Origin of the sequence: Mesorhizobium sp. ESP-6-2, from assembly GCF_020164675.1 — a bacterium.
Lineage (GTDB): Bacteria > Pseudomonadota > Alphaproteobacteria > Rhizobiales > Rhizobiaceae > Mesorhizobium.
The window spans coordinates 103,147-121,652 of the sequence record NZ_JAIUGT010000002.1; the positions used below are offsets into that span (position 1 = coordinate 103,147).

At 65.0% G+C, this 18,506-nt stretch carries 23 protein-coding genes; 9 read left to right on the forward strand and 14 right to left on the reverse strand.

The window, feature by feature from the left end; translation table 11 throughout:
• Positions 1-79 precede the first annotated feature (79 nt).
• The 4 genes from LB532_RS05505 to LB532_RS05520 all read right to left on the reverse strand — a co-directional run bounded on the left by LB532_RS05505 (position 80) and on the right by LB532_RS05520 (position 4,311).
• Positions 80-994 (reverse strand): sugar phosphate isomerase/epimerase family protein, encoded by a 915-nt coding sequence (locus LB532_RS05505; RefSeq protein ID WP_140642817.1) that lies wholly within the window; start codon positions 992-994, stop codon positions 80-82.
• A 38-nt stretch (positions 995-1,032) separates the two neighbouring features.
• Positions 1,033-2,568 carry a mannitol dehydrogenase family protein gene (locus tag LB532_RS05510; protein ID WP_140642819.1) on the reverse strand — a complete coding sequence of 512 codons (1,536 nt, stop codon included), beginning with the start codon at positions 2,566-2,568 and terminating at the stop codon, positions 1,033-1,035.
• Complete coding sequence (locus LB532_RS05515; RefSeq protein WP_140642820.1) at positions 2,565-3,347, reverse strand: SDR family oxidoreductase; 783 nt, start codon at positions 3,345-3,347, stop codon at positions 2,565-2,567. Before LB532_RS05515 ends, LB532_RS05510 begins: the two co-directional genes overlap by 4 nt.
• Before the next feature lie 70 nt (positions 3,348-3,417).
• The gene (locus tag LB532_RS05520) at positions 3,418-4,311 is read right to left on the reverse strand and encodes a MurR/RpiR family transcriptional regulator (protein ID WP_140642822.1); all 894 of its coding nucleotides are present in this window, start codon (positions 4,309-4,311) and stop codon (positions 3,418-3,420) included.
• A gap of 372 nt (positions 4,312-4,683) precedes the next feature.
• On the opposite strand from LB532_RS05520, the gene LB532_RS05525 reads away from it, so the two are divergent.
• Positions 4,684-5,868 (forward strand): Gfo/Idh/MocA family protein, encoded by a 1,185-nt coding sequence (locus LB532_RS05525; protein ID WP_140642824.1) that lies wholly within the window; start codon positions 4,684-4,686, stop codon positions 5,866-5,868.
• Between the two features lie 281 nt (positions 5,869-6,149).
• Entirely contained in the window at positions 6,150-6,683 is a 534-nt protein-coding gene (locus LB532_RS05530) for a sterol desaturase family protein (RefSeq protein WP_140642826.1), read from the forward strand.
• A gap of 307 nt (positions 6,684-6,990) precedes the next feature.
• On the opposite strand, the gene LB532_RS05535 is transcribed toward LB532_RS05530, so the two are convergent.
• Complete coding sequence (locus LB532_RS05535; protein ID WP_140642827.1) at positions 6,991-7,611, reverse strand: TetR/AcrR family transcriptional regulator; 621 nt, start codon at positions 7,609-7,611, stop codon at positions 6,991-6,993.
• 224 nt (positions 7,612-7,835) lie between these two features.
• On the opposite strand from LB532_RS05535, the gene LB532_RS05540 reads away from it, so the two are divergent.
• Entirely contained in the window at positions 7,836-8,501 is a 666-nt protein-coding gene (locus LB532_RS05540; RefSeq protein ID WP_140642828.1) for a class I SAM-dependent methyltransferase, read from the forward strand.
• A gap of 169 nt (positions 8,502-8,670) precedes the next feature.
• On the opposite strand, the gene dinB is transcribed toward LB532_RS05540, so the two are convergent.
• Entirely contained in the window at positions 8,671-9,912 is a 1,242-nt protein-coding gene (gene dinB / locus LB532_RS05545) for a DNA polymerase IV (protein WP_140642830.1), read from the reverse strand.
• Between the two features lie 142 nt (positions 9,913-10,054).
• Between dinB and LB532_RS05550 the strand changes: the two genes are divergently transcribed.
• Positions 10,055-10,291, forward strand: coding sequence for a hypothetical protein (locus LB532_RS05550; RefSeq protein ID WP_140552234.1), 237 nt, complete (start codon positions 10,055-10,057; stop codon positions 10,289-10,291).
• A 139-nt stretch (positions 10,292-10,430) separates the two neighbouring features.
• Here LB532_RS05550 and LB532_RS05555 read toward each other — a convergent pair whose 3' ends face one another.
• The gene (locus LB532_RS05555) at positions 10,431-10,847 is read right to left on the reverse strand and encodes a winged helix-turn-helix transcriptional regulator (RefSeq protein WP_140642831.1); all 417 of its coding nucleotides are present in this window, start codon (positions 10,845-10,847) and stop codon (positions 10,431-10,433) included.
• A gap of 141 nt (positions 10,848-10,988) precedes the next feature.
• On the opposite strand from LB532_RS05555, the gene LB532_RS05560 reads away from it, so the two are divergent.
• Together LB532_RS05560 and LB532_RS05565 are read left to right on the forward strand one after the other, a co-directional pair.
• On the forward strand, positions 10,989-11,576 hold the full coding sequence (locus LB532_RS05560) for a dihydrofolate reductase family protein (RefSeq protein ID WP_140642833.1): 588 nt from the start codon (positions 10,989-10,991) through the stop codon (positions 11,574-11,576).
• A 129-nt stretch (positions 11,577-11,705) separates the two neighbouring features.
• A complete protein-coding gene (locus tag LB532_RS05565; RefSeq protein WP_140642835.1) occupies positions 11,706-12,587 on the forward strand; it encodes an SDR family oxidoreductase in 882 nt (293 codons plus the stop codon).
• Positions 12,588-12,692: 105 nt separating this feature from the next.
• Here the strand turns inward: LB532_RS05565 and LB532_RS05570 are convergent, their stop codons facing one another.
• From LB532_RS05570 to ada, 5 genes are all read right to left on the reverse strand, one after another.
• The gene (locus LB532_RS05570; protein WP_181169476.1) at positions 12,693-12,902 is read right to left on the reverse strand and encodes a hypothetical protein; all 210 of its coding nucleotides are present in this window, start codon (positions 12,900-12,902) and stop codon (positions 12,693-12,695) included.
• 57 nt (positions 12,903-12,959) lie between these two features.
• Entirely contained in the window at positions 12,960-13,703 is a 744-nt protein-coding gene (locus tag LB532_RS05575; RefSeq protein ID WP_140642837.1) for a 2OG-Fe(II) oxygenase, read from the reverse strand.
• Positions 13,700-14,254 carry a methylated-DNA--[protein]-cysteine S-methyltransferase gene (locus LB532_RS05580; RefSeq protein ID WP_140642838.1) on the reverse strand — a complete coding sequence of 185 codons (555 nt, stop codon included), beginning with the start codon at positions 14,252-14,254 and terminating at the stop codon, positions 13,700-13,702. The genes LB532_RS05575 and LB532_RS05580 overlap by 4 nt, the downstream gene beginning before the upstream one ends.
• A 135-nt stretch (positions 14,255-14,389) precedes the next feature.
• Complete coding sequence (locus tag LB532_RS05585; RefSeq protein WP_140642840.1) at positions 14,390-14,620, reverse strand: hypothetical protein; 231 nt, start codon at positions 14,618-14,620, stop codon at positions 14,390-14,392.
• Between the two features lie 12 nt (positions 14,621-14,632).
• Positions 14,633-15,712, reverse strand: a complete 1,080-nt coding sequence (ada, locus tag LB532_RS05590) for a bifunctional DNA-binding transcriptional regulator/O6-methylguanine-DNA methyltransferase Ada (protein WP_140642906.1) — start codon at positions 15,710-15,712, stop codon at positions 14,633-14,635.
• Between the two features lie 122 nt (positions 15,713-15,834).
• On the opposite strand from ada, the gene LB532_RS05595 reads away from it, so the two are divergent.
• Both LB532_RS05595 and LB532_RS05600 read left to right on the forward strand, forming a co-directional pair.
• A complete protein-coding gene (locus tag LB532_RS05595) occupies positions 15,835-16,131 on the forward strand; it encodes a type II toxin-antitoxin system HigB family toxin (protein WP_140642908.1) in 297 nt (98 codons plus the stop codon).
• Positions 16,131-16,529: a type II toxin-antitoxin system HigA family antitoxin gene (locus LB532_RS05600; protein ID WP_140642841.1), complete on the forward strand. Its 399-nt coding sequence runs from the start codon at positions 16,131-16,133 to the stop codon at positions 16,527-16,529. The genes LB532_RS05595 and LB532_RS05600 overlap by 1 nt, the downstream gene beginning before the upstream one ends.
• Before the next feature lie 14 nt (positions 16,530-16,543).
• Here LB532_RS05600 and LB532_RS05605 read toward each other — a convergent pair whose 3' ends face one another.
• Positions 16,544-17,236 carry a winged helix-turn-helix transcriptional regulator gene (locus LB532_RS05605; protein WP_140642843.1) on the reverse strand — a complete coding sequence of 231 codons (693 nt, stop codon included), beginning with the start codon at positions 17,234-17,236 and terminating at the stop codon, positions 16,544-16,546.
• A 177-nt stretch (positions 17,237-17,413) separates the two neighbouring features.
• Between LB532_RS05605 and LB532_RS05610 the strand changes: the two genes are divergently transcribed.
• Positions 17,414-17,740, forward strand: a complete 327-nt coding sequence (locus tag LB532_RS05610; protein ID WP_140642845.1) for a DUF1330 domain-containing protein — start codon at positions 17,414-17,416, stop codon at positions 17,738-17,740.
• Positions 17,741-17,896: 156 nt separating this feature from the next.
• On the opposite strand, the gene LB532_RS05615 is transcribed toward LB532_RS05610, so the two are convergent.
• Positions 17,897-18,346, reverse strand: coding sequence for an ester cyclase (locus tag LB532_RS05615; RefSeq protein WP_140642846.1), 450 nt, complete (start codon positions 18,344-18,346; stop codon positions 17,897-17,899).
• Between the last annotated feature and the right edge of the window lie 160 nt (positions 18,347-18,506).

The following is an 18,506-nucleotide window of genomic DNA, read 5'->3' on the forward strand; positions in this document are numbered from 1 at the left end:
AATTCCAAGTCGTTACACCGCGCCGCGCAGAAAGAGATTCAGGTGGCGTAATTCAAGTTTCCGTTTCAGTTTTCCGCCGTCATTTCACGAAAGGTCGCAACACGTCCCGCGCGAGCAGGAAACCGCGCTTGACCTTATCGTCGCTGCCCTCGAACCACCGGTCCTCGTGCTCGATGATGATCGGGCCGTCATAGCCGGCACGGTAAAGGCCGGAGAAGAAGCCGTTCCAGCCGACATCGCCCAGCCCCGGCATGCGCGGCACCTGCCAGCCTATGCCAGACGAAAGGATTCCGCGCTCGTACAAACCATCATGATCGATCATCAGGTCCTTGGCGTGGACATGCAGCATGTAGGGGCCGAATTCCCTGATGAAGCGGGCCTGGTCGATCATCTGCCAGACAAGGTGCGAAGGATCGAAATTCATGCCGACATCGCCGCCCCAGGTTTCGAGAATGCGGCGCCAAACCAGCGGCGAATAGGCGATGTTGTGGCCGCCCGGCCATTCGTCATAGCTGAAGATCATCGGGCAGTTCTCGAAAGCGAGCTTGACGCCGTGGTCGCGCGCATGGGCGACGATGTCGGGCCAGACCTCGAGCGCGTGCTGCCAGTTGACGTCGACGGTCTTCGAGGCATCACCGCCGCAGAAGGTGTTGACCAAGGGCACGCCCATATTCGCGGCCAGCACGATCACCTGCTTCAGGTGGTCGATCACCGTCTTGCGGTGGGCGGCATCGGGATGCAGCGGGTTGGGATAGTAGCCGAGACCGGAAATGGTCAGCCCCTTGCCGGCAAGGTTTGCCGCGATGTCCCTGGCTTGCGCCGGCGAGGTCGCGGCGGCGTCGATATGGCTTGTACCGGCATAGCGGCGGGTGGCGCCCGAGGCTTTCGGCCAGCAGGCGATTTCCAGCGCCTCGAAGCCGGCCGAGCTTGCCCAGTCGGCGACCGCGTCGAGCGGCGTCTCCGCGAACGGTGCGGTGAGCAGTCCAAGCCTCATAGTGCCTCCCCTGGTCGTGAATTCACGACCGATTCCTACTATGCAGATCGTGCCGGCTGCTTCAACCGCTCATCTGCCGGTTGCGCGCATGCATGCCTGACGGTTGCCATCGGATCGTCCGACAACAGCCCGTCGAGCGCCGATGTGACGGCCTTGCGAAACATGTCGTTGGCCGCGAGGGCGGGATCGAAGATGGCGTCGATCGCCAGGATGCCCGCGGCCAGCGCCGGGACGTCACGTCCGCTTGCCTCCGCTATGCCAGCAATCTTGCCGGCATAGGGGTCCGACACCGGCCAGCGCCGGCCGAACCGGGATGAAGCCTGGATCAGATAGGCCATCCAGCCGGCGACGGACACCGACAGCAGCGCAATGCTTTTTTCCTCGCGCAGCCGATCACGGATCGGGTTGAGCAGGCGCTGCACGATCTTTTGCGAGCCGTCGGTGGCGATCTGGTGATTGCGGTGGCGGATCGCGGTATTCTGCAGACGGCCAAGGCTCTGCTCGACATAGGCTGACGGGTCCATGCCCGGCACCGGCTTCAACGTTGGCAGCGTCTCCTCGACGAGCATGCGGCGCACGAAGGCTGACAGCAGCGGGTCCGCAATCGCGTCGAAAGTGTGTTCGAGGCCGGCCAGCACGCCGAGATAGCTGAGCGTCGTCTGAGCGCCGTTCAGCACACGCATCTTGAGATGCTCGAATGGCGTGACGTCGTCGACGAAGGTTGCCCCCACCAGGTCCCAGTGCGGCGCGCACCCTGCGAATTTCTGTTCGATCACCCATTGCCGGAACGGCTCACCGGCGACGACGGCTCCATCGCGGTAGCCGAAAAGCTGCTCGACACCGTCGAGATCGGCCTGCGTGCTCGCGGGCACGATGCGGTCGACCATGGCGCAGGGGAAGGCGGCATTGGCCGCGATCCAGCCGGCAAGGCCGTTGCCGCGCCGTTCGGCAAAAGTCCGCACGACATTTTCCAGGATGGTGCCGTTCGCCGGGATGTTGTCGCAGGAGAGCAGCGTCAGCGGCCGGCCGTGCGCGGCCATGCGTTGCTCCAGCGCCCGCGCCAGAATGCCGGGCACGCTGCGCGGCGTCAGCGGGTTTGCGAGATCGTGGACGATGTCGGGATGGTCGAGGTCGAGCGCGCCGCTGGCCGGTATATGGCAGTAGCCCTTTTCGGTCACGGTCAGCGTCACGAATTCGATGTCCGGGGAGGAGAGCACTTCGAGCGCGGGCATGGCGCTCGCCTGGCTGTCGACAACGCGCACGATGCTGCCGATGACGCGGGCCTCGACACGGGAATCCTGGCGGATGAGCCTGGTGTAGAGCCCGTCCTGACGGCCGAGCGTATCGGCGAGCGCCGGCGGACGGATGTTGATGCCGACCACGCCCCAGCGGCCGAAGCTCCGCGCCAGGAGGTCGTCGGTGTATTCGGCCTGGTGGCAGCGGTGGAAGGCACCGACGCCGAGGTGCGCCATGCCTGCCTGGAGCAAGGCACGGTCGTAGTCGGGCTTTTGCACCGTCGCCGGCAGGCGGCCGAGCAAGGCCGGACCGAGCGTCTCGGGCGCGGCTGTGCTCACCGGTTGGCTCCAATCACCCACTGTTCCTGGTCGATCAGCGCGCCGGTCATCGGTCCCGCAGCGTCGGAGAGAAGGAAGACGGCGAGCCTGGCCACATCCTCCGCCGAGAACAGCCGGCCGAAGGGCTGCGCGGCGTTGGCGGCATCGAGCCAGCCGGCGCCGTGGCCGAGCGTCTCGGCCTGCATGACGCGCTCGGCGGGCGTATCGGTCCAGCCGACATTGATGCCGTTGACGCGGATGCGGTCGAAGCGGTGGGCGTTGGCAGCGTTCCTGGTCAGTGTCGCCAGCGCGCCCTTGGTGGCGGAATAGACGGCGAGCTCGGGCGAGCCGCAATGGGCATTGATCGACAGGATGTTGACGATCGCGCCGCCCTGGCCCCGCTTCCGCATGTCGGCAATCGCCGCCTGCATGAGGAAGAAAGGGGCGCGGGCATTGACGGCAAACAGCGAGGCCCAGTCGTCGGGGGTCGCATCGAGGAAGGAGGCCCGGTCGGTCAGGCCGGCAGCGTTGACCAGGCCGTCGATGCCACCGAAGTGGTCGATGCAGGCCTGCGCCACAAGGGCAGGGGCTTGCGGATCGGCGAGATCGGCGGCAACGAAGGCGGTGGGCGTGCCCATGGCCGACAAGTCCGCCGCCACCGCATCGCCGCGCTTCGCATCGCGGCCGGTGATCAGCAGGCCGCCGGCGCCGGCACGCGCCAGCGTTTCGGCGACCGCCCGGCCGATGCCTTGCGTCGCGCCGGTGACCAGCACCATCTTGCCGTCGAGCTGAAGCTCCATTCCTCCTCCCGGAACAAAGTTTCTATTTCTGGAAATATGGAATGTCAGTTCCCGTTAGTCAATCGCGCAATCATTCTGCCCGTTGGGCCACGACGCCATGGACCAAAGCCATGCCGACGGCGAGCGACGCCGCCAGCGAGCGGAAGCCTGCGAAGTCCTGTTCCACCACTTCCAGCCAGGTGTCCGAGAACTTGACCAGCGGAGAAAAAGTGCTGTCGGTGATGGTGACGATCCGCGCGCGCCGCTCATGGGCGACCGCGACGAGGTCGGGCGTGATCGAATTGTAGGGGCTGAAGGAGACCGCTAACACCACATCGCGTCTGTCGATGCAGCCGACCTGGTCGAGCGCGGTGGAGCCGACATTGTCGACCAGCACATTGCGCACGCCTTGCTGCGACAACGTCAGCGAGAGATAGCTGGTGACGGGAAAGGCGCGCTTGGAGCCGATGACGTAGATCAGCTCGGCGGCCGAAAGCAGCGCCACCATTTTCTCGAAGCTCTCGATATCGAAGCCGGCTTCGATGCGGCCGAGCGAGGCCTGCGAGGCGCCGACCAGGCCGCGCAGGAAATGCAGATCGGCATTGGCTTCGGGCGCCGTGCGTTCCTGGCCGCGCCCTTCCGGCCACGACGCCTTGACATGGTCCTTGAACAAGCCCTGGAAATCGGAAAAGCCGGCATAGCCGAAGATCTGGGCGAAGCGCACCAGCGTCGAAGGCTGCACGCCCGCTTGCGCGGCCACCTGCGCGATGGTGCCGAGCGCGACGTCGCTCGGATGCTGCCAGAGGAAGATGGCGACCTGGCGCAGCCGCTTGGGGAAATGCACCGTGCCGGAGGACAGCACCGCGCGCAATTCCTCATAGGTCCGCGGCTGGATGTAGCCGAGCGTCGCCAGCGAGCGCCCGCGCTTGCGGGTCGCCGCCTCGTCGGCAACCGGCGGTCCGGATGATTTGCGCGCCCCGCTCATGATTTCAGGCTAGCGCGATACGATCGTTTTACAATATGGAAATTGGAAATCGTGTTCGATTGGAGGGGCCGGTGGAGTGATGACGGTTGAAGAGCTGCGGCTGGCGCTATGGATTGTTCGCTGCGACGGTAGACGATTGGCCGGAGCCTCCGCCACTTCGTCATCCCAGGGCGAAGCAGCCGCGCAGCGGCGTCGCGGAGACCCTGGGATCCATGCCGCGACATCCATCGAAGGGATGCAGCGGAGCAAAATTCTGTACCGTGGCAGCGCTTTGAGATCACGGAATGGATCCTATGGTCTTCGGCGCGTCGCTTCGCTCCTTGCTTCGCCATAGGATGACGACGCGACAGGTGATCCGCAGGAGGAGAAAACATGGTCTACGCAACATCGGACGGATCGACGCGCCAGCGTCTGAGGGTCGGCATGGTAGGGGGCGGGCAGGGCGCTTTCATCGGCGCCGTGCATCGCCTCGCCATGCGGCTCGACGACCAGATTGCGCTGGTGGCCGGGGCGCTGTCGTCCGACCCCGAGAACGCCGCCGCCTCGGCCGCCGAGATCGGCATCGCGCCGGAGCGCAGCTATGCCGATTATCGCATGATGGCAAAAACGGAGGCGGCGCGCCCGGACGGCATCGAGGCGGTCGTCATCGTCACGCCCAACCACCTGCACGCGCCGGTCGCGACAGCCTTTCTCGAAGCCGGCATTGATGTGATCTGCGACAAGCCGCTGTCGACGACGCTGGGCGAGGCGCAAGCCCTGGTGGCGCTGGCGCGGGAGAAAAATCGCCGCTTCGTCGTCACCCTCAACAACACCGGCTACGCCATGGTGCGCCAGGCGCGCGAGATGGTCGCGGCGGGCGAGCTCGGCCGCATCGTCTCCGTGCACGGCGCCTATATCCAGGACTGGCTGACCAGGCCGATCGACGCCGACGGCCAGAAGCAGGCGGAATGGCGCACCGACCCGGCGCGCGCCGGACAATCGGCCGTGCTGGCCGATATCGGCGTGCATGCGTTCAACCTGGCGAGTTTCATCAGCGGCCGCGAGGCCGAGACCGTGTCGGCCGACCTGTTCACCGCCGTGCCGGGACGCCGGCTCGACGACAACGCGCATGTGCTGGTGCGCTGGGCGGGCGGGGCACGCGGGACGATCCTGGCCAGCCAGACGTCGCCCGGCCACTATAATGATCTCTCCGTGCGCATCTATGGCGACAAGGCCGGGCTCGAATGGTCGGGCACGCGGCCGGAAGAACTGCGCTTCTCCAGATATGGCGAGGAAACCCGCACGCTGGTGCGCGGCGGCCATGGGTCTACGGAAGAGAGCCGGCGCGTGTCGCGCATGCCGGCGGCCCACCCCGAGGGCTATATCGAGGCCTTCGCCAATTTCTACCGCGACGCCGCCGACATCATCCGCGCGCATCGTTCGGGCGCTGCCGTCGATGCGGCTCGGGCGGCGCAGGTGCCCGATGTGGTCGACGGCGCGCGGGGCGTGAAGTTCGTGGCTGCGGCGGTGGAGTCCAACGCGGCGGGTGGGGCGTGGACAGCGGCGCGGTTCGCGTGAGGGCGTGCTCAGCATTTCCTGCATCATCGAATGTGAAGCACGCCGTCGCGGCCACGCCGACGGTGCCGCGCTGTTGACGGCGATCGAGAGACTGCGCTGCGTTCCGCCATTTTTCAGCTCGTTGCGAGGCTGGTTTCGAGGGGCAACAGCCGGCTGACTGCTTCCAAATCGTTGCCGCCGACCTTGCGCGAGGTGATTGCGACGCTATGTCAGGCGCATCCGCGGTGCTCCCCGCCCGCGCGTTCGGCAATCTATCGCTTCGGCGTTGAAGGCTTGCTCCGATGGAACTAGGTCTCATTGGATACTACAGCGACTTCGTGGTTTACCCGCTGGCGATCGCCGTGCTGGCGGTGGCCGGGCTTATCGAGGCCGGCGAAGAGAGCGCGCCAGGCTGGCTGGCGACAGCGCTGGCGTGCCTGTGCCTGTGGACGCTGATCGAATATGTCATGCACCGGTTCGTCCTTCACCACATTCCCTGGATCAGGGATCTGCACGCCCGCCATCATGTCGAGGAGCGCAGTCCGGTGGGCACGCCGACCTGGCTTAGCCTCGGCGTGCATGCGCTTGTCGCGTTCTTGCCCCTATGGATGATCTCGGATTTCGCGGTCGCCAGCGCGGCGAGCTGCGGGCTGATGCTGGGCTACCTCTGGTACATCAGCATCCACCACATGATCCATCACTGGCATCCCACCCATCCGAGCTATCTCTACACGCTCAAGCGCCGCCACGCGCTGCATCATCATGTCGACGAAAACGTCAATTTCGGCGTGACGTCGATATTCTGGGATCGGGTTTTCGGCACGGCGCGGCTCTGAAGCCCGTAGGCGTGCGCAGCCGTTCCTGCTCACAGCTCCTTCTGCGCCAATTCCCTGAATTCGTCGGGCACGGAGCGGGCGGCCTCCAGCGCCACGGTGCCGTAGCCGACGGCGTGCCTGCCCAAGCGCTCACGGATCCTGTCGATGGCACGATCAGCGCCGAAGCGGGCCAGCCAAGAGCGCTATCCCTTGCAAGTGCATGAGCGGACAGCGCGGCATTATCCAATTCGAGATCGGGGTCCGCAGAGCTATTTTCCGAATCTTGCCCGCTAGGCCATGTTCATCAAGTCGCGGCGCAGCTTGCCCGTCAGTCCGCGCCGCCATCCGCGGCAAGCCGACCTGTCCGCGGGCGCTCGCCCACCGAGGAGGCGAGCCCGTCCAGCACCAGGCTCCGGAACATGGAATCGATCTGAGACGGCGGCAGTTTCGGCTTGCGCTCGAACCACCAATTGAGGGTCGTGATGAAAGCGCCGACGATGAATTGCACGACGAAGTCGCGCGGAATGGAATCGCCGTAGAGGACAGGGGGCAGCTCTTGCCGCACCATTTCTGACAAGGCCTGGCGAATTTCGTTCTCCGCCACGGCGCCGCCCCGCCCGCCAATCATTGTCCGGTAGTGGTCGGCGTAGCGGGCCGCGTGTTCGAACATGGTCCCGCTGAGGCTCAGCGTATCGTTCGGCACCCGGGCGCTCGCGTCCACCTGCGCTTGTGCTTCCTTGAGTTCCTCCCGAAGCCTCTGGAACCCGCTGCGCAGCAGGTCCTCCTTGCCGGTATAATGCGCGTAGAACGTCGAGCGGCCGACATCGGCTTCGTCGATGATGTCCTGGACCAGGATGGCCTCGTAGCCCTTGCGCAGCATGAGCCTCAGCAGCGCTTCGTGAAGAGCCCTGCGCGTTCGGGCGGCCCGCCGGTCAATCCTTTGTGGCATGCTCCCTCCGTTGCCAGGTCGCACACCTGGAGCGCTCTCCAGGCAAGCTTTTCCGGGACGATGGATGCGGATTGTCCGGTAATGGATGTTCCGTCCGCATCGTCCGTCGAAATCCCGGACAGCATGTCCATTATCATACTTATTGTTTCGAAGTTTCGCCAGTTCGGCAGACGCTGTCACGGCGTTGGCCGGTCCCGGCACCGTTGAAGGAAAGGACGACGGACATGCACCATCTGCGAAGCGAAGCGCACATTGCTCGGGCCCAGGGCGCAGGCGGCCCGCAAGCAAACAAGGGCATCGGCTTTCCGCGCCTCTATGACCTGTTGCTTCTCATCCTCACGCGCGGGCGGGACCGGGCCTATCGGGAAGATCTGCTCGACCTGGCCGGTTTGGCGCCGGGTTTCCAATTGCTCGATGTCGGATGCGGCACCGGCACGCAGGCGATTTCAGCCTGGCGCCGGGTGCAACCTGGTGGATCGGTGGTTGGCCTCGACGTTTCCGAAAAGATGCTTGCCGCGGCTCGTCGCAAGGCGAGCCGGGCGGGCCTCGAGATCCCGTTTCACCATTCCGATGCGGCCAAGCTGCCGTTCGAGGACGGGCGCTTCGATGTGGTTACCTTCACGACCGTGCTGCACATGGTGCCTGAGGCGAGGCGCGGCCTCTGCCTGCGCGAAGCAGCGCGTGTCCTGCCCCCGGGCGGACGGCTGTTGCTGATCGACTATGCAGGGCCGGTAAGCGAGCGCAGACATGCGTCGGCAAGGCACGGCCGGCATGGCCAGTTCGACCTGGACCACCTTCGCGGACCACTGGCGGAAGCAGGGTTCGAGCGCATCGAAGGCGGCCCGCTCAACTGGCTCGGCCTGCATTTCCTGCGCGCCATCAGAGTGTGAAGAACGCCATGGCGTCGCGCCGGCGGCGCAGCGATGCGACCGCCGTCGCAATGAAATTTTAGCCTCTCTGTGACGAGCGCGCTGCGCCAGTGCGATAGTATTTTAACATCGCGGACCCCGGCGGTGCCGGACGGCGATGGAGCCACGCCTGGCATCTTACTCCAGCCGCTCACAGCTCCTTCTGCGCCAATTCCCTGAATTCGTCGGGCACGGAGCGGGCGGCCTCCAGCGCCACGGTGCCGTAGCCGACGGCCCGTTTGCCGAAGCGCTCGCGGATCTTGTCGATGGCGCGGTCGGCGTCGAAGCGCGCGAGCCCCTTTTTGGTGCCGGGGCGGCGCTTTTCGTCGGCGAGGCCGAGCGGCAGTTCGAGCTGCAGCTCGGCGCTTTCCTCCAGATGCGAGACCGAGATCGCCAGCAGTGAAATCGTCCTGTCATGGGGATGGTCGGCAAGCACGCCGCGCACCAGGTTTATCGCGATTTCGGCCAGCATCACCGTCGCCGAGATCGGCTGGTCTGATGTGATCGAGCGGGTGACGGCGCTGAGGTCGGCGAAGCGCACGCGCACCGTCACCGTGCGGCCGGGGCGCGCCTTGGCGCGCAGCCGGCTGGCGACGCGGTCGGCCAGATGCAGCAGGACAGGGATGTAGACGCGTTCCAGTGCCGGCTTGCGGCCAAGCGCCGACTGGGCACCGGCCGAATGGGCGCGGCGATGTGTTTCCAACTTGCGCGGGTCGCGGTTCCACGACAGAGCGGCGAGCTTTTCGCCGGCGGCGGGGCCGAGCAGCCGCGCCAGCGCGCCGCTGTGCGTCCTGGCCAGTTCGCCGATGGTCTCGATGCCGATCTCGGCCAGCCGCGCCTTGGTCGCCGGGCCGACGCCCCACATCAGGGAGACAGGCAAATCGTGCAGGAAGGCGATCTCGGTGCCGGGCTCGACCACCACCAGTCCGTCGGGCTTGGCCACCTGCGAGGCGATCTTGGCCAGGTGCTTGGTGCGCGCCACGCCGATCGAGATCGGCAGGCCGAGTTCGCTTCGCACGCGTCGGCGAATGGTCGAGGCGATCTCCCGCGGCTGTCCGAACAGATGCGTGCAACCGGCGACATCGGCGAAGGCCTCGTCGATGGAAATGCGCTCGACCAGCGGCGTGAAATCGTCGAGCACCTTCATCGCGGCGTCGCCGAGCCGCTGGTAGTCGCGGAAATTGCCGCCGACGAAGATCAACTGCGGGCAGAGCTCGCGCGCCTTGCGCCCCGGCATGCCGCCGCGCACGCCGAAGGCCCGGGCCTCGTAGGAGGCGGCGAGCACGACGCCGCCGCCGACCGCGATCGGCTTGCCGCGCAGCGACGGATCGAGAAGCTGCTCGACCGAGGCATAGAAAGCGTCGAGATCGGCATGCAGGATGGTGGGCTCCATCCCCGGTTCCTTGCCACGTTGTAGAATATCGAACATAAAGAGAACAAACGTTGCTCTCTGTCAAGCGAGGTCGCGATCCGCCGGAACATTGTCGCTCACAATCGCGTTGACGGGCCGAAGGGCGCCGCGTGCGGAGGCTGGCATGGGCAACTTTGAAATGATCGATCTGGTTTGCGTCGTCAACGCCTGCTCGACCGACCGCGCCGCGGGGCGGCTGGTTTCGATGGCCAGGGCCGTGGAGGAATTGCGGGTGCTGACCGGCGATTTCGTCTCGGCCGACGAAACGGTCGCGAATGCGCTGAGTGAAGTCGCGCTGCAATGCGGCTGCGCCGTGCTGTTCGATGAGCAGGCGGGCGCCGACATATTGCGCACGCCATAGCTCGTCGCCGGCGTGGTGCAATGCATCACGCAACCGCTCCAATTGCTTGTTTTTGCGCTATTCCGGACAGAGGGCCGTCACACGCTTTCCAACGCGCGTATGCGTGTCGCTGTTCCCGAGTCCGCTTTGGCGACATCCACTAACCGAGATGCTCCGCCCGCAGCGCCTGCTTCAGGCGCTCCAGCGCCGGCTCGCCGCCGGCAGCGAGCGTATCGGCGATCCTTGCCAGATGATCGTCGGCCTTGCGGTGCTTGCTGCCCCAGGCGCCGAGCGCGGCCAGCACGGGCACAAGGTCGATGCCGGCCTCGGTCAGGCGATAGATCGCCTTCAGCCCGTGCGTGGGATCACCGCTGCGGGTGAGGATGCCTTCGTCCTGCAATGTCTGGAGGCGCTCGGCCAGCGTGCGCGAGGAGATGCCCTCATCGGATTGCAGGAATTCGCGAAAGTGCTTTTTTCCGGCGAAGACCAGATCGCGGATGATGAGCAGCGTCCAGCGGTCGCCGAGCAGTTCGAGCGACAGGTTGATGGGGCAGCCGGACCGGTCCCGTGTCGACATGTATATGGTTCCATTTTTAAATCGCTTTACTATTGACATCATTTTCATCTCAGGTCAATAGTTCCAAATGTAAATCATCGACAGCCGTGCCAGCCGGGCGGGTAAAATGAGCCGCTCGGCCCTTTGACCGGGAGAACCATGATGAAAAAGCTGATCCTCCAGATGCAGATGTCGGTCGACGGTTTTGTCGGCGCCGACGCGGATCATCGCTGGCAGCTCTGGGAATGGGGCGACGACAGCGCCTGGGACGAGGAGCTGAAACGGGATTTCAACGCCGTCTTCGCCGGCGTCGATACCATCCTCTTGAGCCGCAAGATGGCCGAGGAAGGCTACCTCACCCATTGGGGCAATGCGGCGAAGAGATATCCGCGCGACCCGTTTTACGCTTTCGCCCAGCGCATCGTCGAGGCGAAGAAGGTGGTGCCGAGCGACAGGCTCAAGGCCTCGCGATGGGAGCGCACGACAGTGGTCAGCGGCGACCTGCCGCGGGAGGTCGGCGCGCTTAAGGCCGGCGAGGGCGGCGACATCGCGGTGTTCGGCGGCGCCGGCTTCGCCTCGGCGCTGATCGCGACCGGGCTGGTCGACGAGTTCCAGCTGTTCATCAACCCCGCGGTGCTTGGCGCCGGACGCCGCATCTTCGACCAAGGCGGGTTCCGGACATTGCGGCTGCTCGGCTCGAAATCCTATGCCTGCGGCATGGTGGTGAGCCGATATGCGCCAGCGGGGTGACAGGGTGGCGTAAGCCCTGCGCCGCCAAAAAGACGTGCGGATGGAATCCTTTGCCCGGCTCTCTTCGTCTTCAGCGTGCGGTCCGCCGGCAGGGCGGCTCGCATCAACGCTGAACGGAGAGACAAGACCATGATCCTGGTGACAGGTGCCACGGGCCTGAACGGAAAAGCCATCATGCGCGAATTCGCGAGGCACAAACATGCGGCGAGGGCGCTGCTGCGTGATCCCGCGCGGGCCTCGGCGTCAGGGCTGGACCGACTCGCCGGCGTCGAACTGGTCGAAGGCGACATGCGCCGGGCCGAAACGCTTGGCGCCGCGCTCGACGGCGTCGAGCGCGTGCTGATGATTTCGACCGCAGCCGAGGATATGACGGAGACGCAGTGTCGTTTCATCGACGCCTGCAGAAAGGCCGGCGTCGCGCATGTGGTGAAGTTTTCCGGCGCGGAATCCAACATCGGCTATGACGCGACGAAATTCCGCTTCACTCGCATGCATGAGGAAATCGAGCGCTATCTGGAAGGCGCCGGCATGGTCTGGACGCATTTGCGCCCCAGCCAATTCATGCAGGTCTATCTGCGCGATGCGCCGACCATCGCCGCCGAGGGCGCTTTTTACCTCGCGCTCGGCGAGACCGAACTGTCGCCGGTCGATGTCGAGGACATAGCCAAGGTGGCGTTCCGGCTGTTGCGCGATGGCGGACACGCCGACGAGCGGCTCGACATGACGGGGCCGGAGGCGCTGACCATGAGCGACATCGCGGCGCGGATATCGCAGGCGACCGGCAAGCCGATCCGCTATGTCGACATCAGCCCGGAGCAGCGGCGGTGCAATCTTTTGGCGGCCGGCATTCCAGCCGAGTTCGCCGATGCGCTGGATGAGCAGTTGGCCGAGCGGCGGCGGCGGCCGAAATCGCGGGTGCATCTGGCCACGCATGAGATGTTCGGCGTGCGCCCGACGCCCTTCCTCGAATTCGCCCGGCGCCACGTGGCGATGTTCAGCGGCGCGGCTTGAGCCGCCCGGCAAAAAACATCGCCGTCAGGTATCCTTTTTGGCCGCTCGTCCGTCTCTGCTTCCGATGGCCGCGCACCGCGCGACCTGCAACCGGCAAGAAGACCATCATGGCGAGCGCCGAGCGAGGCAAACAAGAACCACTGCGCGGCGCTTGCCGCCAATGCCGGCAAGCGGACCAGTCCGCAGGTGCGGCCGGGTGCGATCGGCGCGGAGTTGGTGCTGGTGCTGGAAAGGCCGCATGGCGACGTCTGGCGGCCCGCACATCTGGTGCGGATCCATGCCGATGGCGGAGTGATCGACGGCATCGGCAAGCATTATGCCTGTCCGTGGATAATGGAGATGATATCCGCCGATACGGCTCCCCGACCGGGCTCACTTCGCATCATGAAAAATAATGCCCGCCGTGTGCCGCATGCCCGAGCGTAGGCGGCTGACGCCGTGGCGCAAATTGACCCGGTAATTGCCCTTGGTGCCCTGCACCGGCCGGTTGTGGACGGCGAAGGCGACGGCATCGCCCTGGCGCAAGGGCACCACTTCCACCCGGCTCTGCATGCGCGGTCGCTGTTCGGTCAGGGCGAACTCGCCGCCGGTGAAATCCTCGCCGGGTTCTGAAAGCAGAATCGCCACCTGCAGCGGAAAGGCGAGGTCGCCATAGAGGTCCTGGTGCAGGCAGTTGAAGTCGCCGGGCACGTATTGCAGCAGAAGCGGCGTCGGCCTGACCTGGCCGGCGGCGTGGCACTGTTCGAGAAAGGCGGCATGCGTTTCGGGATAGCGCATGGCGATGCCCATGCGCTCGTTCCACCGGTTGGCGACCTCGGCGAGCCTGGGATAGAGCGCCGTGCGCAGCCCGCCGATCAGGTCCGGCAAGGGGTAGCGGAAATAGCGGTATTCGCCCTTGCCGAAGCCGTGCCTGGCCATGTGGACATGACTGCGGAAATGCTGTTCGTCCGAATAGAGCCCGGCGATCTGCCGGCACTCCTGCGGCGTGAGCAGCTTTTCCATCACCGCACAGCCGAAGCCGTCGAGTTCGGCGGCTAGGGCTGGCCAGTCGTAAGTAGCAACGCGTCCCTCGGCGGCTTTCACCACCGATGCCGCAACCTTGGCTTGGGCATTCATATCGCGGCCTCCCTGTCGAGCAGGGCGCGCTTGCGCTCAGTGCCCCAGCGGTAGCCGGAGGGCGTGCCATCGGCGCGGACGACGCGGTGGCAGGGAATGCCGAGCGCGATCGCGTTGGCGGCGCAGGCGGTCGCCACGGCGCGGGCGCCGTTCGATTGGCCGAGGCGTTGAGCTAGGGCGGTATAAGTGATCGTGGCACCGCACGGAATCGCGCGCAGCATCTCCCAGACCCGCTGCTGGAACGGTGTGCCGTGGCTGATGTCGAGCGGCAGCTCGAGACCGGCGGCGGGCGTTTCGATGAAGCGTGCTATCGCCGCGAGATCGTGTTGCAAGGCGGTCTCGTCCTCGACCAGCATCCTACCGGGGAAGCGGCTGGCGAGGTCCTGCTCCAGCGCCTCGGCGTCGGAGCCGATCAGAATGGCGCAGACGCCGATATGGCTGCGCGCCGCCAGGATGTTGCCGATCGCGGATTGGCCGATGGCATAGGCGATGGTGCCGAGGGCGGCAGCGTTGGAGGCTGTTGCCGGGATATTGGCTTGCATGAGGTTCATTGTTTTCACTCCTTGATCTGTGCCTGAACCTACAGCGATGGTTCGCCGCGCTCACTCCGGTGCTTGCTTTCAAATTCAAATCCAGGATCTGAACGGCGAAAGTCGGCGGGGCGCGGCGTAGAGCGCTGAGTGTACTCAGGCGACACGGGTGACCGCGACCTCGCCCAGCAGGAACACCTCGCCTGATTCCAGCCTCAGTTCGATCTCACCGGTCGCCGTGCGGCTCCACTCGGCCTTGCTCCCATCGACAAGTCTGCCGATGGCTGCCATCACCAGCGACTTGGCATCTTCGGCGCGTCTGACGGCGGCGCCGTTGGGGAGCTGGATGTTCGCACCGGTAGTGGAAGACCTTGCCGTCGCGCGCATTGCCGGTCCTCCTCAGGCCTCGCGGCCGAGCAGCGCGCGCTTGCGCTCGGCGCCCCAGGCGTAGCCGGACAGGGCGCCGTCCTTGCGGATCACGCGGTGGCAGGGAATGGCGACCGCGAGCGCGTTGGCGGCGCAGGCGCCGGCAACGGCGCGGATCGCTTTCGGCGCACCGATGCGCCCTGCTATCTCGGCATAGGAGACGGTGCGGCCGGCCGGGATATCGCGCAGGGCCTGCCAGACCCGCTGCCGGAACGCGGTGCCGCGCAGGTCCAGCGGCAGGTCGAGACCGAGCCTTGGAGCCTCGACGAAGCCGACGACGCGGGCGACGAGCGCCTCATAGTCGCGGTCGGCGCCGATCAGGCGCGCCTTGGGGAAACGGTCCTGCAGGTCGCGCACCAGCGCGTCCGGTTCGTCGCCGAGCAGGATCGCGGCGACGCCCTTCCTGCTCGACGCGACAAGGATGGCGCCGAGCGAGCATTCGCCGACGGCGAAGCGGATCTCCTCGCTGGCGCCGCCGGCACGGTAACGCGTCGGCGTCATCCCGAGCATGCCGGTCGACTTCTCATAGAAGCGGCCGCTCGAATTGAAGCCGGCATCGTAGATCGCCATTGTCACGCTGGCGCCGTCTTCCAGGCCCCGGCGCACCCTTTCGGCGCGCCGGGCGGCCGCGTAGTCCTTCGGCGTCAGGCCGGTAACGGCCTTGAAGGTGCGGTGGAAATAGCCGGCGCTGCGGCCGGCGGCGGCGGCCAGTTCACCGAGCGACGGTTCTTCCTCGCTCTGTTCGATCCTGCGGCAGGCCTCGGCCACCATCGCGGCGTTGCCAGCCTCGAGCGAAGGTCCGTCGGGATTGCAGCGCCGGCAGGCGCGAAAGCCGGTCGCCCTGGCCTCGTCCAGAGTGTCGTGGAGCTGCACGTTCTTCGGGTTGGCGCGCCGCGACGGGCAGGAGGGCCGGCAATAGACGCCGGTCGTGGCCACCGAATACCAGAAGCTGCCATCAGCCGATTTGTCGCGCGCCACGACTTGCGTCCAGCGCGGATCGTCGGCCACCGGCAGCGGCGCGGGTTTGAGATTCTTGGCAAGGGTGATGAACATGCCGGCATTGAAGCCGCAGACGACCCGCGTCGCCACCCGTTTCCTGCCACTGACAGGGACCTTGATTTCCCAATTTGGGAAATTCCCCTTGTTCCCATTTTGGGAAATTGCTATATTTGGCCATGCAGATCATCGCCAGGAAGGCGCTGAAGGACTTTTGGGCCAAACACAATCAAGCCGAAACTCCTTTGACGGCTTGGTATGTGGCGGTGAGCAATGCTGATTGGAAGGCCCCGGCCGACATCAAGGATATGTTTGGAGCGACGGTCGATTTCGTCGGCGACAATCGCGTTATTTTCGACATCGGAGGCAACAAGTACCGCCTGGTTGTCCATGTCGCCTACAAGTTTCACCGGGTTCTGATCAAATTCGTCGGGACACACAAAGAATATGACAAGATTGATCCGGAGAAGGTGTGATGGAAAACATTCGACCCCTTAAGACCGAAGCCGATTACGATTGGGCGATTGCCGAAATCACCCAATATTTCGAGAACGAGCCGGAAATCGGCTCTCCCGATGGCGACCGATTTGATGTTCTCGCGACCCTGATCGAGGCCTATGAAGACAAGCACTATCCCATTGAAGCACCCGATCCCGTTGAAGCAATTCAGTCCCACATGGAGTTGTTCAACTTGTCGCGAAAGGCTCTGGCCGAGGTGATCGGATCATCACCGCGGGCAACGGAGGTGCTGAACAGGAAGCGGGCCTTGACCCTGGACATGGTCTTCAAACTGAACAAGGAATGGAACATTCCCGCCGAAATCCTCGTGAAACCCTATCATCTTGCAAATGATGGGGGTCGAAAGCGCGCCTAACGGGCTCCAGACTCCTACGCCGCCCGCTTGGGCTCGACCGCGAACGGGCTCAGCCCTAGCCATGTTTGCATCTTCCTTGCGATGTGCTGATCTCCGGTCAAGGCGACCTTTGCACCTGCCTTCTCGACCGTGATCAATCCCATCCAGATCGCCGTCATCGTGTGCAGGTCGGTCGAGACATAGAGATCGACGTCGAAGCCTGGATCGTACCAGCACAGATCGACCTCCCCATGCTTTTCGACGATCAGCCACCACGACCGTTTGGACGCCGGCAGGTCCTGGTACAGGAATTGTATCACGGTGCGCCCCTCGGGCAGCGGCGAAGGGTTCAGGTTGCGCCGCATGTCCCACATCAGCAGCGACGGATCGAGGTTCTTGAGAGACAGCCGGGACTCGACCCATTTCTGTCCCCAAAAGCCCATCGCCTCGACGACGGGGCGCAAATCCCGGCCGGCCTCCGTCAGCCGGTATTCGAAGATGCCCTTCTCGCCCGGAATCCCCTTGCGCTCGACGATCCCCGCGAGCTCGAGCTCCTTCAGCCGTTGCGACAGAAGGGTGGGCGACATTTTGGGGACGCCGCGGCGCAGGTCGTTGAAGCGGGTCGAACCCGCCACCAATTCGCGCATCAGCACCATCGTCCAGCGGGTGCACAGCACCTCGGCGGCCATCGATAGTGGGCAGAACTGCTTGTATCCGTGCTGGGCCATGATCCGACGTCCTCCCTCGAAACTGGCCTGAACATTAGACTTTCATGAAGGAAGCGGCCAGTACGGAAACTGTACCGGCCCGGTACAGATCGCGGACTGGCTGGCGCCGGCCCTGCCATGCGAGCCCTTTGACCGGCCGCGGGGATCTCCCCTGTGCGCCGTAACAGGGAGACGACCATGACCACATATGTCATCGCAGACATCAAGGTGAAGAACCCGCAGTGGATGCCGGCCTACGCCGCATCGGTGCACGACCTCGTCCACAAGCATGGCGGCAGGTATCTGTCGCGCAGCGGCAATGTGAAGACGCTTGAAGGCAAGCCGCTCGACACCACGCTGATCGCGCTGATGGCGTTCCCGTCGGAAGCGGCGGCGCGCGCCTTCGCCAACGATCCGGCCTACGCGCCCTTCGTCTCGGCCCGTCAGGATGGCAGCGATAGCCGCTTCCAGATGATCGACAACACCGACCTGGCGGGGACGATCCCGTATCTGCCGAAGGGATGAACCTTCCCTCCATGGGCCTGGAAGGGCAATCCGACCGGCATCTTCGCCGACATGAACCCGAAAGTCTCGTGCGAACACGCGGTGGCGCCCAGCCAATAGTCAACGAGGCCAGGCGGCGAGGGCCGCCTGGCCGAACGATCGTTCCGCGTGGCTGCCCTATGCGGCCTTGATCAGGCCGAGCTGGGTCAACGCCGCGACGCCGTCGTCGAGGCCGATCTCCTCGACGATCCTGCCGTCGATCACCTTCAGCACCGTGGTGCCGGTGAAGCGCATGGTGCGGCCGGTGGCGGCGGGCAGCGAACCGACGAGGAAATCGCTGAAGGCCGGGCCGGTATGCGTGCCGCCGCCTTCCCACTGGCCGACGACATAGTCGCCCTCGGCGATGAGGTCGGCGGTGGCCCAGAAGTTGAGATCCGGGAAGGCGGCGCGGAAATCGGTCATGAAGGCCTTGATGTCCTCGCGGCCGCGGCGCGGTTCATGCAGCGAATATTTGAGCAGCATGTCGGGCGCGGCGATGGCGTCGACGACGGAAAGATCGCAGGTTTCACCCCAGAAATCGGTGAACCATCTGACGACGACGGCCTTGTTGTCTTCCTGTTTGGTCATGGGGAAAGTCCTCTTCCTGTTTGCACGAGATCACCAGGGCGGGTGGCGACCCCGCGCAACCACTAGGAGGATCGGCGGGCGGGCAAACTCCGCTTCTTGCCCGCCAATCGAAAGTCGGGGCCGCAAGCAAGGAACGCGGCGGAGCCACCGGCGTGGTAAC

Coding starts and splice junctions, on each gene's coding strand:
- ada (WP_140642906.1), bottom strand. CDS start 15,712: ATGTTCATCACCCTTGCCAAGAATCTCAAACCCGCGCCGCTGCCGGTG.
- LB532_RS05505 (WP_140642817.1), bottom strand. CDS start 994: ATGAGGCTTGGACTGCTCACCGCACCGTTCGCGGAGACGCCGCTCGAC.
- LB532_RS05615 (WP_140642846.1), bottom strand. CDS start 18,346: ATGACCAAACAGGAAGACAACAAGGCCGTCGTCGTCAGATGGTTCACC.
- LB532_RS05540 (WP_140642828.1), top strand. CDS start 7,836: ATGCACCATCTGCGAAGCGAAGCGCACATTGCTCGGGCCCAGGGCGCA.
- LB532_RS05520 (WP_140642822.1), bottom strand. CDS start 4,311: ATGAGCGGGGCGCGCAAATCATCCGGACCGCCGGTTGCCGACGAGGCG.
- LB532_RS05585 (WP_140642840.1), bottom strand. CDS start 14,620: ATGCGCGCGACGGCAAGGTCTTCCACTACCGGTGCGAACATCCAGCTC.
- LB532_RS05570 (WP_181169476.1), bottom strand. CDS start 12,902: ATGCTTGCCGATGCCGTCGATCACTCCGCCATCGGCATGGATCCGCAC.
- LB532_RS05610 (WP_140642845.1), top strand. CDS start 17,414: ATGACCACATATGTCATCGCAGACATCAAGGTGAAGAACCCGCAGTGG.
- LB532_RS05575 (WP_140642837.1), bottom strand. CDS start 13,703: ATGAATGCCCAAGCCAAGGTTGCGGCATCGGTGGTGAAAGCCGCCGAG.
- LB532_RS05600 (WP_140642841.1), top strand. CDS start 16,131: ATGGAAAACATTCGACCCCTTAAGACCGAAGCCGATTACGATTGGGCG.
- LB532_RS05515 (WP_140642820.1), bottom strand. CDS start 3,347: ATGGAGCTTCAGCTCGACGGCAAGATGGTGCTGGTCACCGGCGCGACG.
- LB532_RS05560 (WP_140642833.1), top strand. CDS start 10,989: ATGAAAAAGCTGATCCTCCAGATGCAGATGTCGGTCGACGGTTTTGTC.
- LB532_RS05530 (WP_140642826.1), top strand. CDS start 6,150: ATGGAACTAGGTCTCATTGGATACTACAGCGACTTCGTGGTTTACCCG.
- LB532_RS05550 (WP_140552234.1), top strand. CDS start 10,055: ATGGGCAACTTTGAAATGATCGATCTGGTTTGCGTCGTCAACGCCTGC.
- LB532_RS05535 (WP_140642827.1), bottom strand. CDS start 7,611: ATGCCACAAAGGATTGACCGGCGGGCCGCCCGAACGCGCAGGGCTCTT.
- LB532_RS05580 (WP_140642838.1), bottom strand. CDS start 14,254: ATGAACCTCATGCAAGCCAATATCCCGGCAACAGCCTCCAACGCTGCC.
- LB532_RS05595 (WP_140642908.1), top strand. CDS start 15,835: ATGCAGATCATCGCCAGGAAGGCGCTGAAGGACTTTTGGGCCAAACAC.
- LB532_RS05565 (WP_140642835.1), top strand. CDS start 11,706: ATGATCCTGGTGACAGGTGCCACGGGCCTGAACGGAAAAGCCATCATG.
- LB532_RS05555 (WP_140642831.1), bottom strand. CDS start 10,847: ATGTCGACACGGGACCGGTCCGGCTGCCCCATCAACCTGTCGCTCGAA.
- LB532_RS05605 (WP_140642843.1), bottom strand. CDS start 17,236: ATGGCCCAGCACGGATACAAGCAGTTCTGCCCACTATCGATGGCCGCC.
- LB532_RS05525 (WP_140642824.1), top strand. CDS start 4,684: ATGGTCTACGCAACATCGGACGGATCGACGCGCCAGCGTCTGAGGGTC.
- dinB (WP_140642830.1), bottom strand. CDS start 9,912: ATGGAGCCCACCATCCTGCATGCCGATCTCGACGCTTTCTATGCCTCG.